Source organism: Aeromonas encheleia, from assembly GCF_900637545.1.
GTDB classification, from domain to species: domain Bacteria; phylum Pseudomonadota; class Gammaproteobacteria; order Enterobacterales; family Aeromonadaceae; genus Aeromonas; species Aeromonas encheleia.
This window is the reverse complement of the sequence record NZ_LR134376.1, coordinates 1,426,064-1,438,505: the sequence shown is the minus strand read 5'-3', so window position 1 is coordinate 1,438,505 and position 12,442 is coordinate 1,426,064. Positions and strand designations below refer to the sequence as shown.

General features: G+C 60.7%; 9 protein-coding genes. 5 read left to right on the top strand and 4 right to left on the bottom strand.

From position 1 onward, the window contains the following. Nucleotides 1-79: 79 nt before the first annotated feature. Nucleotides 80-1,534 carry an N-acetylglucosamine-specific PTS transporter subunit IIBC gene (gene nagE / locus EL255_RS06875; RefSeq protein ID WP_042651353.1) on the bottom strand — a complete coding sequence of 485 codons (1,455 nt, stop codon included), beginning with the start codon at nucleotides 1,532-1,534 and terminating at the stop codon, nucleotides 80-82. Between the two features lie 272 nt (nucleotides 1,535-1,806). On the opposite strand from nagE, the gene nagB reads away from it, so the two are divergent. The 3 genes from nagB to nagC are packed head-to-tail and all read left to right on the top strand — an operon-like array spanning nucleotide 1,807 to nucleotide 4,981. Beyond that, complete coding sequence (gene nagB, locus EL255_RS06870; RefSeq protein ID WP_042651352.1) at nucleotides 1,807-2,607, top strand: glucosamine-6-phosphate deaminase; 801 nt, start codon at nucleotides 1,807-1,809, stop codon at nucleotides 2,605-2,607. Between the two features lie 9 nt (nucleotides 2,608-2,616). Beyond that, nucleotides 2,617-3,762, top strand: coding sequence for an N-acetylglucosamine-6-phosphate deacetylase (nagA, locus tag EL255_RS06865; RefSeq protein WP_042651351.1), 1,146 nt, complete (start codon nucleotides 2,617-2,619; stop codon nucleotides 3,760-3,762). A gap of 4 nt (nucleotides 3,763-3,766) precedes the next feature. Further along, on the top strand, nucleotides 3,767-4,981 hold the full coding sequence (nagC, locus tag EL255_RS06860; protein WP_042651350.1) for a DNA-binding transcriptional regulator NagC: 1,215 nt from the start codon (nucleotides 3,767-3,769) through the stop codon (nucleotides 4,979-4,981). Nucleotides 4,982-5,280: 299 nt separating this feature from the next. Here the strand turns inward: nagC and EL255_RS06855 are convergent, their stop codons facing one another. The 3 genes from EL255_RS06855 to aspS all read right to left on the bottom strand — a co-directional run bounded on the left by EL255_RS06855 (nucleotide 5,281) and on the right by aspS (nucleotide 9,808). Continuing rightward, nucleotides 5,281-6,906, bottom strand: coding sequence for a phosphoethanolamine transferase (locus EL255_RS06855; RefSeq protein ID WP_042651349.1), 1,626 nt, complete (start codon nucleotides 6,904-6,906; stop codon nucleotides 5,281-5,283). 312 nt (nucleotides 6,907-7,218) lie between these two features. Then, the gene (locus EL255_RS06850) at nucleotides 7,219-7,959 is read right to left on the bottom strand and encodes a YebC/PmpR family DNA-binding transcriptional regulator (RefSeq protein ID WP_042651348.1); all 741 of its coding nucleotides are present in this window, start codon (nucleotides 7,957-7,959) and stop codon (nucleotides 7,219-7,221) included. 70 nt (nucleotides 7,960-8,029) lie between these two features. Next, on the bottom strand, nucleotides 8,030-9,808 hold the full coding sequence (aspS, locus tag EL255_RS06845; protein WP_042651347.1) for an aspartate--tRNA ligase: 1,779 nt from the start codon (nucleotides 9,806-9,808) through the stop codon (nucleotides 8,030-8,032). A 435-nt stretch (nucleotides 9,809-10,243) separates the two neighbouring features. Between aspS and EL255_RS06835 the strand changes: the two genes are divergently transcribed. Both EL255_RS06835 and cmoA read left to right on the top strand, forming a co-directional pair. Further along, complete coding sequence (locus EL255_RS06835; RefSeq protein ID WP_042651346.1) at nucleotides 10,244-11,092, top strand: DUF72 domain-containing protein; 849 nt, start codon at nucleotides 10,244-10,246, stop codon at nucleotides 11,090-11,092. Between the two features lie 603 nt (nucleotides 11,093-11,695). Beyond that, the gene (gene cmoA, locus EL255_RS06830; protein WP_042651345.1) at nucleotides 11,696-12,439 is read left to right on the top strand and encodes a carboxy-S-adenosyl-L-methionine synthase CmoA; all 744 of its coding nucleotides are present in this window, start codon (nucleotides 11,696-11,698) and stop codon (nucleotides 12,437-12,439) included. Nucleotides 12,440-12,442 lie beyond the last annotated feature (3 nt).

Genomic DNA, 12,442 nt, shown 5'->3' with positions numbered 1-12,442 from the left:
TTTTTTTATATGGGGCCCCTAAGCGGGGCCCTTAGTTATGTCAACAATGGACTTAGACTTGAGGTGAGCTTGCGCTCGATTAACGCAGGGATTTCATCTCACCGGCGATGATTTCGGCCAAGGGGCCCAGAATCACCTGCAGGTTCTGCTCACCGAGCTTGACCACACCGGCCGCGCCCAGGGCTTTCAGCTTGCGCTCATCCACGATGCTGCGATCTTTCAAGGTCAGACGCAGACGAGTGATGCAGGCATCGATGGTTACCAGGTTATCTTGACCACCCAGCACTTCCAGATACTGGCGAGCCAGCTCGGTGCGGTCGGTAATCTGAGCCTGTACCGGCACGGCTTCGTCATCTTCACGACCCGGAGTCTTCAGGTTGAACTTGACGATGACGGCACGGAAGATGGCGTAGTAGAGGCCGAAGAACACCAGGCCCTGCACCAGCAGCATGTACCACTGGGTCGCCAGCGGGTTACGGCTGGAGAGCACCATATCCACCAGGCCGGCACTGAAGCCGAAACCGGCGATCCAATGCATGCTGGAGGCGATGAACACGGACAGACCGGTCAGCAGGGCGTGGATGACGTACAGCACCGGCGCCACGAACATGAAGGAGAACTCGAGCGGCTCGGTCACACCGGTGAAGAAGGCGGCAAAGGCGGCTGCGATCATGATGGATGCAACTTTCTCTTTGTGCTCTTTCTTGGCGGAGTGGTAGATGGCCAGCGCAGCGCCCGGCAGACCGAACATCATGATGGGGAAGAAGCCAGCCTGGTACATACCAGTGGTACCGACCACGGCCTTGCCGGCGTCGATGGAGCTCTGACCGCCCAGGAAGTTCGGGATGTCGTTGATGCCTGCCACGTCAAACCAGAACACGGAGTTCAGGGCGTGGTGCAGACCGACCGGGATCAACAGACGGTTGAAGAAGGCGTAGATACCGGCACCGGTGGAGCCCATGCTGACGATGGATTCACCGAAATGCACCAGGCCACCATAGATAACCGGCCAGACGGCCATCAGAATGAAGGAGACCACGATCATGACGACGGAGGTCACAATCGGCACCAAACGACGACCGGAGAAGAAGGCCAGCGCCTTGTGCAGCTCGACGCTGCTGAAGCGGTTATACAGCTCGGCGGCGATGACACCACAGAGGATACCGACGAACTGGTTGCTGATCTTGGCAAAGGCAGCCGGGACCTGATCGGCCGGGATACCCTTGATCTGGGCAACGGCGCCCGGGCTCAGCAAGGTGGTGACCACCAGGAAACCGACCAGACCGGCCAGCGCGGCAGAGCCGTCTTTATCCTTGGACATGCCATAGGCAACACCCACGGCGAACAGCACAGGCATGCTGTCGATGATGGCGGCACCCGCCTTGATCAGGAATGCAGCCACCGGGCTGCCACCGCCCCAACCGTTCGGGTCAATCCAATAACCAATCCCCATAAGGATCGCTGCGGCAGGCAATACCGCTACCGGCACCATCAGGGCACGGCCGATCTTTTGTAAATAACCGAGAATGTTCACGGTTCCTCTCCTTAGTTGATGTTTTTCTAGAATTAAGTGCTTATCACGTTCGACGCATAAGCCATCAAGGCTTGATTGGCAGTCTATGGGTTTTATTTCGCTGCGCAAATTAATAAACCAACATTCGTGATCATTATCACTCAACAGAGATAAAGGTAACGGATAGATGTGGCTTAGTTCGCAATCTTTATTTACGCTATAAAACAACTTGAATCCATCTAAAATCCCTTGCCGTCGATAGACCGGCCGCAACCCGTACAGAGGTATCTAAAATGCGCCTGATCCCGTTGAAGTCCGCCAGCCAAGTGGGTCTCTGGTCTGCCCGTTACATCGTTGACCGCATCAATGCGTTCAAGCCGACCAGCGATCGCCCCTTCGTGCTGGGCCTGCCGACCGGCGGCACCCCGCTGACGACCTACAAGCGCCTGATCGAGCTGCACCAAGCCGGCGAAGTGAGCTTCGAGCACGTGGTCAGCTTCAACATGGACGAGTACGTGGGTCTGCCGGCCGAGCACCCGGAGAGCTACCACAGCTTCATGTACAACAACTTCTTCAACCACGTGAATATCCGCCCGGAAAACATCAACATCCTCAACGGCAATGCCGAGGATCTGGTGGCCGAGTGCAAGCGTTACGAAGACAAGATCAAGTCCTACGGCAAGATCAACCTGTTCATGGGCGGCGTAGGCAATGACGGCCACATCGCGTTCAACGAACCGGCCTCTTCCCTCTCCTCCCGCACCCGGGTCAAGACCCTGACCGAGGACACCCGCATCGCCAACTCCCGCTTCTTCGGTGGCGACATGGAGCAGGTGCCCAAGTTGGCGCTGACCGTGGGCGTCGGCACCCTTATGGATGCCGAAGAGATCATGATCCTGGTGACCGGTCACGGCAAGGCCCTGGCCCTGCAGGCCGCGGTGGAAGGTTGCGTCAACCACATGTGGACCATCTCCACCCTGCAACTGCACCCCAAGGGCATGATGGTGTGCGACGAGCCCTCCACCATGGAGCTGAAAGTCAAGACGGTCCGTTACTTCCAACAACTGGAAGCCGCCAACATCAACCGTCTGTAAGGAGCCGTCATGTACGCACTGACTAATTGCACCCTCTATACCGGCAGCTGCGTGCTGACCGGCCACGGCGTACTGATCGAGGGCGACAAGATTGTCGCCATTGTGCCCCGGGCAGAGCTGCCCGCGGAGGCGGTACAATATGACCTGCACGGCGCCAACCTGAGCGCCGGCTTCATCGACGTCCAGCTCAACGGCTGCGGTGGCGTCATGTTCAACGGTCACATCACCACCGAGACCCTGGCCATCATGCAGGCGGCCAACCTGAAGTCCGGTACCACCAGCTTCCTGCCGACCCTGATCACCAGTCCGGATGCGGACATGAAGCAGGCGGTGGCGGTCACCCGCGACTACATGGCCGCCCACCCCAACGAGGTGCTCGGCGTCCATCTGGAAGGGCCTTACACCAACCTCAAGCGCAAGGGCATCCACCCGGCCGATCAGATCCGCCAGCCGGCCGACGAGATGATCGACTTCTTCTGTGACAACAGCGATGCCATCGCCAAGATCACCCTGGCACCGGAGCGCAACAAGCCGGAACACATCCGTCGCCTGGTCGAGGCTGGCATCCTGGTCTCCGCCGGCCACACCGCCGCCAGCTATGAGCAGGCCATGGCCGGGTTCGACAACGGCATCCGCTTCGCCACCCACCTCTACAACGCCATGACCCCCACCCTGAACGGGCGCGAACCCGGGGTGGTCGGTGCCATCTATGATCGCAAGGATGTCCATGCCGGCATCATCGTCGATGGTCATCACGTGCACTGGGCCACAGTGCGTCTGGCCCACAAGATCCTCGGCGAGCGACTGGTGCTGGTCACCGATGCCACCGCGGCGGCCGGTGCACCGGAAGGCTTTGAGAAGTTTGATTTTTGTGGCGCAACCGTCTATTTCCGCGATGGTCAGTGCGTCGATGAGAATGGTACACTCGGCGGTTCTGCCCTCACCATGATCGAAGGGGTGGAAAATCTGGTCAAACAGGTCGGATTACCGCTCGATGAAGCACTGAGAATGGCCACCCTTTACCCCGCACGCGCCATTGGATGGGACTCACGTCTCGGTAGTATCCAGGTCGGAAAAATTGCCAACCTCACCGTCTTTGATCAGGCCTTCACGGTCTGCGGGACCGTGGTTAACGGACACTACACACAACAGTGACACTATGACTGGCGGACAAATAGCAAACGTAGATCTCATCAAGCAGGTTAACAGTGCGGTCGTGTATCGGCTCATTGACCTGCAGGGGCCCATCTCGCGGGTCAAAATTGCCGAGTTGAGTCAGCTGGCCCCGGCCAGCGTGACCAAGATAACCCGGCAACTGATCGAGCATGGGCTGATCAGGGAGACCTCGCCGCAGGCATCGACCGGCGGACGAAGGGCCATCTCCCTGACCACCATCAAGCATCGCTTTCAGTTTGTCTCTGCCAAGCTCGGCCGCGGCTACCTGCAGCTGAGTCTCTATGATCTCGACGGCAAGGAGCTCGATCAGCACATCACCCAGGTGACCGAGATCGAGCAGCAACCCGTGGTCGACATGCTGCTGCGTGAGATTGGCGCCTTCATCGACGCCAACGCCGAGCGCAGCCGCAACCTCATCAGTGTCGCACTCACCATGCCGGGCCTGGTCAATCCGGAATCCGGCATGGTCATCTACACCCCGACCTACCAGATCCGCAACCTGGCGCTCGCCAAGCTGCTCGAGCACCATTTCAACCTGCCCTGCTACGTGGGCAACGATACCCGCTCGCTGGCGCTGGCCGAGCACTTCTTCGGCGAGTCCCGCGACTGCATGGACTCCATCCTGGTGAGCGTGCACCAGGGCACCGGCTCCGGCATCATCACCAAGGGCAAGGTGTTCCTCGGCCAGAATCGCAACGTCGGCGAGATCGGCCATATCCAGGTCGAGCCGCTCGGCAAGCGCTGCCACTGCGGCAACTTCGGCTGCCTGGAGACCATCGCCTCCAACGAAGCCATCGTCGACAAGGTCAAGGAGCTCATCAGCCGTGGCCACCTGAGCGCCCTGCAGGACAAACACATCACCATTCAGGAGGTGTGCAAGGCCGCCGTGGCGGGGGATGAGCTGGCGCGCAGCGTGATCGAGAACGTGGGGGAACATCTGGGCCGGGCCATCGCCATCACGGTCAACCTGTTCAACCCGCAGAAGGTGTTGATCGCCGGCGAAATCACCGCCGCGGAGGAGATCCTGATCCCGGCCATCCGTCGCTGCGTCGAGCACCAGTCCCTGCCGAGCTTCCACCGTGGCCTGCCCATCGTGAAGGCGCGCTTCCAGAACCAGCCCACCATAGGCGGCTTCGCCCTGGTCAAGCGCTCCCTGCTGGAAGGGGATCTGCTGCAGATCATCATGGAGCAGAAGTAGTCCTGCTCCCCCAATAAAAAAACGGCAGCCATCGGCTGCCGTTTTTGTTGATAAAGAGTGACACCGGATTAGCCCGCAGGGTTTGAACAGGCTCGGCTCCGGCCGAGAGACCCGGCTCCGCACAGCCAGTGCCCCCGGCATATGACTGGGGGCGGCAGATAGTGCTGGAATGAGCCTGATGTGACCGGCCTGCCCGGATCACCCGCAGCTTATCGCGGTGCCGCCATGCCCTCCCCCTTCCCCAATAACAAACGGCAGCCCATCGGCTGCCGTTGCTGTTGATGATTCATCCCGCAGGCTTAGCCCGCGCGGCAGGGCTTGAACAGATCCAGCTTGCCGTCATAGATGCTGGTCTGCACGTCCATGATGCCGAGCATGGAGTGGAACAGGTTGTCGTGGGAGAAGCGCTTGCTGCTCGCCTCCTGGCGCAGGCAATCCTGGTTCAGTTGGCGGTCGCGTTGCAGCTGGGGGGAGAACCAGGTCAGCAGCGGCACCCGGGTCTGATCATCCGGCGCGAACTTGTAGGGGGTACCGTGCAGGTAGAGCCCCATGGCCCCCAGAGATTCACCGTGATCCGACAGATAGACCAGCCCCACGTTGTACTGACTCTCCAGCGTCTTGAGCTTGGCGATGAGCTGGGCCAGCACCTTGTCGGTGTAACGGATGGTGTTGTCGTAGGTGTTGACCAGCTCCTCGTTGCTGCAGTTCTCGATGTCGCTGCGCGGGCAGTCCGGCAGGAAGAAGCGATCGGCGGCCGGGTAGCGGCGGTAGTAGGTGGGACCGTGGCTGCCCATCAGGTGGAAGGCCACCAGCTTGTCGCCCTGCTTGCCCTTCATGTCGGCGATCTGCTGATCCAGCCCCTGCAACAGCACCTCGTCATAGCAGGAGTCGCCTTCGCAATATTGAGGGAACTGCTTGGGCTCGATCTCGATGGTGGGCACCTTGTCGCACACCCCCTTGCAGCCGCCGTCGTTCTCCTTCCACAACACAGAGACACCGGCGTGTTGCAGCACGTCCAGCAGGCCGTCCCTGGACTTGGCCAGGGTCTCGTCGTATTCACGGCGCGTCAGGTTGGAGAACATGCAGGGCACGGAAACCGCGGTGGCGGTGCCACAGGAGCGCACATCCTTGAAGGAGACGAGGTTCGGCTCCTGCTCGGTAAAGCTGTTGGTCTCTTTCTTGTAACCGTTGAGGGAGTAGTTCTGGCTGCGCGCCGTCTCCCCCACCACCAGGAACATCAGGGTCGGCTTGTCGCTCTTGGCCACCACCTTGGCATCGGTTCCCATCGGCTGATAGGGGATCGGGGTGGCGAAGACGATGTCCCGGGCGTAGCGATAGAGGCCGCGCACATAGTTGGCGGGCACTATCTCCTTGACGATGGAGTGGTTGTTGCGCCCGACCGAGGCGTAATCCTGGTAATAGAGGGCGGCAACCCCGACCAGGAACAGCAGGGAGAGGGCGATGCCGCCGAGGCGCATGCCCAGCCCCTTGTACCAGGGCGTCGGGTATTCGATCTTGATCCACAGCAGGCAGAGCACCGGCAGCACGGCGGTCAGCAGGAACCAGAGCATGACGGATGCGTTGAGGTAGGAGGTCGCCTCCCCGCTGTTGGTCTCGATGATGTTCTGCACCATGCCGACATCGAAGATCACCCCGTACTTGAGCATGGCGTAGCTGGCGATGGAGCCGGTCATGATCAGCAGTATGAAGAAGGGTTTGAGCAGATACCGAAAGGTAAACGGCAGGAAGACGGCGTTGAGCGCGGCCATCAGCACAAAGGGGATCGAGAGGGCGAAGCCCGCCTTGACATGCTCAAGGGCGGTGAGAATGCGGTAAAAGTGCAGGAAAATGGGCCAGTTGAAGACCAGTGCAAACAGCAGCACCAGCAACAGGTTGACCTTCATCACTCCCAGGGTGAGACGCATAACGATACTCCGACAAGCCAGTAGATCGGGAGGCCCTGCATGGGGGCTCCGTTTTGAACATCCAGATCACCCGTCTCTCTTCCCGAGCAGACAACAGGGTGATGGGCACAGCGGCCCGGATGCAGGAGAGAGTAAGCAGGCAAACTTAAGCGGGAATTAAGGCGGGAGCAGATTGGATAAAATAAACTCAAACGGGGCCATTCAGATGTAAAAAACGGCAGCCCAGGGCTGCCGTTTCGTGCTCTCGTCGGAGGTGACACCGTGGTGATGCCCCTCCCGGGTTTTCTACCCGGCGATAACGCTACCTGACGATCAGAGCAGTTCTGCCACTTCGTCGGAGATGGAGCCGTTGTGGTACACCTCCTGCACGTCGTCCAGATCTTCGAGCATGTCGATCAGACGCATCAGCTTGGGTGCGGTCTCGGCATCCAGCTCGGCCTCGGTGGAGGGGATCATGGTCACTTCGGCGCTCTCGGGCTTGAAGCCAGCCGCTTCCAGGCCATCCAGCACGGTGCCGAAGTCGTTCGGGGTGGTGTACACCTCGATGGAGCCATCCTCCTCGGTCACCACATCATCGGCACCGGCTTCCAGCGCCGCATCCATCAGGGCATCTTCGTCCACGCCGACGAAGGTGATCAGGCCTTTCTTGCTGAACAGGTAGGCCACCGAGCCGTCGGTGCCCAGGTTGCCACCGCACTTGTTGAAGGCGTGACGCACCTCGGCGACGGTGCGGTTACGGTTGTCGGTCAGGCACTCCACCATCACCGCGGAGCCCGCCGGGCCGTAACCTTCATAGATAATGGTCTCGAGCTGTTCGCCATCGCCACCACCGGCGCCACGCTGGATGGCGCGGTTGATGGTGTCTCGGGTCATGTTGCCGGTCAGGGCCGCCGCCACCGCCGCGCGCAGACGCGGGTTGTTGGCCGGATCCGCGTCACCGATCCGCGCTGAGGTGGTGATTTCACGGATCAACTTGGTGAAGATCTTGCCACGCTTGGCGTCTTGCGCCGCCTTGCGGTGTTTGATGTTGGCCCATTTGCTGTGACCTGCCATAAAAACTCTCCGTTATAATTTTAAATCAATGGGATACGGGCCGCGCAGCGACCCGGTCTTAAGCATGTTCTCAGGCTTTCGCCTCAGCCTCGGCCTTGGCAACAGTGGCGATGGCCAGCTCGGTCAGCTGAGCCTGGTTGGCGAAGCTGGGAGCGTCCGTCATCAGACAGGCGGCGGCCGTGGTTTTCGGGAAGGCGATCACGTCCCGGATGTTGTCGGTACCGGTCAGCAGCATGCTCAGACGATCCAGGCCGAAGGCCAGACCGGCGTGCGGCGGGGTACCGTACTTCAGCGCATCCAGCAGGAAGCCGAACTTGAGGCGTTGCTCGTCCGGGGTGATCCCCAGGATGTCGAACACGGTGGACTGCATCTCGCTGTTGTGGATACGGACAGAACCGCCGCCCACTTCGTAACCGTTGATCACCATGTCGTAGGCGTTGGCATAGGCTTCCAGCGGATTGGCTTTCAGCTCGGTCGGACCCAGATTGCTCGGTGCGGTGAAGGGGTGGTGCATGGCGGCCAGGCCACCCTCGCTGTCTTCCTCGAACATGGGGAAGTCGATGACCCACAGCGGCTTCCAGCAGTTCTCCACCAGACCCAGATCGCGACCCACCTTCAGGCGCAGGGCGCCGATGGCATCGCACACCACCTTCTTGCTGTCGGCGCCGAAGAAGATGATGTCGCCGTCGGCCGCGCCGGTGCGGGCCAGGATCTCGCGCACGATTTCATCGGAGAGGAACTTGGCGACCGGAGACTGAACGCCCTCGAGGCCATTGGCCGCGGCGTTGACCTTCATCCAGGCCAGCCCCTTGGCGCCATAGATGCCGACGAACTTGGTGTACTCGTCGATCTGCTTGCGGGACAGCTCGGCGCCGCCCGGTACCTTCAGGGCCGCCACGCGGCCTTTCGGATCCTTGGCCGGACCGGCGAACACCGCGAACTCCACCTCGGTCAGCAGATCGGCCACGTCGACCAGCTCCATCGGCAGGCGCAGGTCCGGCTTGTCGGAGCCGAAGCGGCGCATGGCCTCGTCGAAGGTCATCACCGGGAAGTCGCCGAGATCCACGGCCAGCACGTGTTGCCACAGCTGGCGGATCATCTCTTCCATCAGCTCGCGCACCTGGGGTGCGGTCATGAAGGAGGTCTCCACGTCGATCTGGGTGAATTCAGGCTGACGGTCGGCCCGCAGGTCTTCATCGCGGAAGCACTTGACGATCTGGTAGTAACGATCGAAGCCGGACATCATCAGCAACTGCTTGAACAGCTGCGGGGACTGCGGCAGGGCGTAGAACTTGCCCTTGTGGACGCGGCTCGGCACCAGGTAATCACGGGCCCCTTCCGGAGTGGCCTTGGTCAGCATGGGGGTCTCGATGTCGAGGAAGCCCTGCTCGTCCATGAAGCGGCGCACGAAGGCGCTGGCCTTGGCACGGGTCTTCAGGTACTTGGCCATCTCGGGGCGACGCAGATCCAGATAGCGGTACTTGAGGCTGATCTCTTCGCTGTTGGTCTGGTTGAAGTCGAGCGGCAAGGGCTCTGAGCGGTTGATGATGGTCAACTCGTGACCAAACACCTCGATGGCACCGGTGGCCATGTCGCTGTTGCGCTGGGAGTCGGGGCGGCTACGCACCACACCGGTCACCTGGATGCAGAACTCTCCGCGCAGTTCGGAGGCCAGGGCGAAGGCGTCCGGTTTGTCCGGATCGAAGAATACCTGCACGATCCCTTCCCGGTCGCGCATATCGATAAAGATCAGACCGCCGAGGTCACGACGACGATGGACCCAACCGCACAATGTAATGGTCTGCCCGGCATGGGCCTCATTGACCTGTCCGCAATAGATAGAGCGCATGGACTTCTTCCTTCGAAATTGTAGAGAGACGGTTAACCTTGGGCCGCCGGGCACGACTGGCAAGCACCGTCTGTCTCACAGCTGGCCAGATTCTTGTTCTTACCCGGTTTGAAATCAGTCTCGTACCATCCGGCTCCCCAGAACCGGACCGTTGCCAGCGATGTCGGCGCGACCGGAGGCAACCCCTATGGGGGCCAATAAAGTCGGTGCGAGGGCATCGGCAAGCGTCGTTGTTTGGCAAGTGTATGGTCGCCGCCATCGCCACCTTAGGCGCATGACCCCGTGGGTCACAACAAATTGGCAAACAAAAGGGCTGGCATTATAGAGGAAAACCCCCATTTGGGTAAAATGGCCCGCAGCCTCCTTTGCCCTGTTTTTATCATTCAGGATCAAAAATGAGTGCAAAAAGAGCGAAACCAGCACACAGGATCCGTCATGAGCCTCTATTTGGGTCTGCCGCAGTGGTCACACCCGGCCTGGCCCGGTCAGTTACTGGGCATGGGTGCCAAGCCCGCCGACCACCTCGCCCACTATGCCCAAGTCTTCAACACGGTGGAAGGCAATACCACCTTCTACGCCTCGCCGACCCCGGACACGGTGCGCCGCTGGAGCGATGCGGTACCGGACAGCTTCCGTTTCAGCTTCAAGTTTCCGCAGACCATCAGCCACCAGAGCGATCTGGTCAGCGTCGACAAGCAAGTGAGCGACTTCATCGCCCTGCTCGGCCCGCTGCACGACAAGCTGGGGCTGCTCAAGCTGCAACTGCCCGCCCGCTTCGGCCCCGCCGGCCTGCCGCGCCTTGCCGCCTTCTTCCAGCGCTTGCCGCAAGACTTTCGCTATGCGCTGGAGGTGCGTCACCCCGACTTCTTCGCCAAGGGTGAGGCGGAGCGGGCCCTGAACCGGTTGCTGATGGAGCAGGGCGTCAACCGCATCATGCTCGACAGCCGGCCGCTGTTCTCGGTGCCGGCCAGCACCCCGGCGATGATCGACGCCCAGGGCAAGAAGCCCAGGCTGCCGGTGCACCTGCTCGCCACCGCCGATGCCCCTGTGGTGCGCCTCATCGGCTTGCCGGATCCGGCCGCCAACCACCCCTTCCTGCCGCCCTGGCTGCCCCGCTGGCAACAGTGGCTGGCGGAGGGAAAGGATCTCCACCTCTTTATTCATACCGCCGACAATGCCAGAGCCCCCGAACTGGCGCGCCAGATAAGCCAGTTGCTCGGCCACCCAATGGCACCCTGGCCGGGGGAAAACGATCGCGCGCGGCAAGGCTCACTGGACTTTTAAGCCGGGCCAAAAAGAGCGGCTGTGTTTTTAGTAGCCAGCCCTTTTCGTTGTCCTCGGCCGGGCGCAAAAAAAGCCGCTTTTTTGTGGTACGGCCGGGCCGCACGTCAAGACAAACGCCGGTCAATCCACTACACTAGCGCCCCATACGAGGGCCCTGGTATTCGTCCGTTGCAATCCGTTGCAACTTGATAACAGGGCTCAGAATATGGGCCCGGCTGCCAGTCCGTTGTGACTGATGCCCAGACTCAGAATAAGGGCCAGGCTGCTAGTCCGTTGTGACTGATGGCCCGGCTCAGAATAAGGGCCAGGCTGCTAGTCCGTTGTGACTGATGACCCGACTCAGAATAGGGGCCAGGCTGCCAGTCCGTTGTGACTGATGGCCCGACTCAGAATAAGGGCCAGGCTGCCAGTCCGTTGTGACTGATGGCCGACTCAAAATAAGGGCCAGGACGATGGCCCGTTGCGAACGGAACTGGCCCAAGGGATTTCAAGGCCTGCTACCCGTTCGTCAACCGGTGACGACGCCATCTCGATGCCCGTCTACCCAAGATTCAATTGAACAAAAACAGTCGATTTGTACACCGGCTGTCAGGTTGCGCAGACATGCATACCAAAGATCAGATTTTTGCTGCCCCCATCGCCCGCCTGGGGGATTTTTGTTTTGACGAACAGGTCGTTGACGTGTTCCCCGACATGATCCAGCGATCCGTGCCGGGTTACAGCAACATCATCTCCGCCATCGGCATGATGGCCGCCCGTTACGCCCAGCCAGACAGCCGCCTCTATGACCTCGGCTGCTCCCTCGGCGCCGCCACCCTGGCCATGCGTCGCCACGTGGCGCAACCGGGCTGTAGCATCACCGCGGTCGACCTCTCCCACCCCATGATCGAACGCGCTCGCGCCCACCTCTCCGGCTTCAAGTCCGAGGTGCCGGTGGAGCTGGTCGAGGCGGACATCTGCGACATCGAGATCGAGAACGCCTCAGTGGTGGTGCTCAACTTCACCCTGCAGTTCGTCGAGCCCGAGCAGCGGGCCGCCCTCATCAAACGCATCCACGACGGCCTGCGCCCGGGCGGCATCCTGATCCTGAGCGAGAAGTTCCGCTTCGAGGATGCCCAGGTCAACGAGCTGCTCATCGATCTGCATCTGGATTTCAAGCGGGCCAACGGCTACAGCGAACTGGAGATAAGCCAGAAGCGCAACGCCCTGGAGAACGTGATGCGCACCGACACGCTGGCGGTGCATCAGGCTCGCCTGCGCGCGGCCGGTTTCGTCCATCAGGATCTCTGGTTCCAGTGCTTCAACTTCGGATCCATGATTGCCATCAAAGCCAGCGACGCCAACTAAGCC

What these genes read in the sequence shown, in the direction of transcription:
- EL255_RS06850 (WP_042651348.1), bottom strand. Translation starts at nt 7,959, where the DNA reads ATGGCAGGTCACAGCAAATGGGCCAACATCAAACACCGCAAGGCGGCG.
- cmoA (WP_042651345.1), top strand. Translation starts at nt 11,696, where the DNA reads ATGCATACCAAAGATCAGATTTTTGCTGCCCCCATCGCCCGCCTGGGG.
- EL255_RS06855 (WP_042651349.1), bottom strand. Translation starts at nt 6,906, where the DNA reads ATGCGTCTCACCCTGGGAGTGATGAAGGTCAACCTGTTGCTGGTGCTG.
- nagA (WP_042651351.1), top strand. Translation starts at nt 2,617, where the DNA reads ATGTACGCACTGACTAATTGCACCCTCTATACCGGCAGCTGCGTGCTG.
- nagB (WP_042651352.1), top strand. Translation starts at nt 1,807, where the DNA reads ATGCGCCTGATCCCGTTGAAGTCCGCCAGCCAAGTGGGTCTCTGGTCT.
- EL255_RS06835 (WP_042651346.1), top strand. Translation starts at nt 10,244, where the DNA reads ATGAGCCTCTATTTGGGTCTGCCGCAGTGGTCACACCCGGCCTGGCCC.
- nagC (WP_042651350.1), top strand. Translation starts at nt 3,767, where the DNA reads ATGACTGGCGGACAAATAGCAAACGTAGATCTCATCAAGCAGGTTAAC.
- aspS (WP_042651347.1), bottom strand. Translation starts at nt 9,808, where the DNA reads ATGCGCTCTATCTATTGCGGACAGGTCAATGAGGCCCATGCCGGGCAG.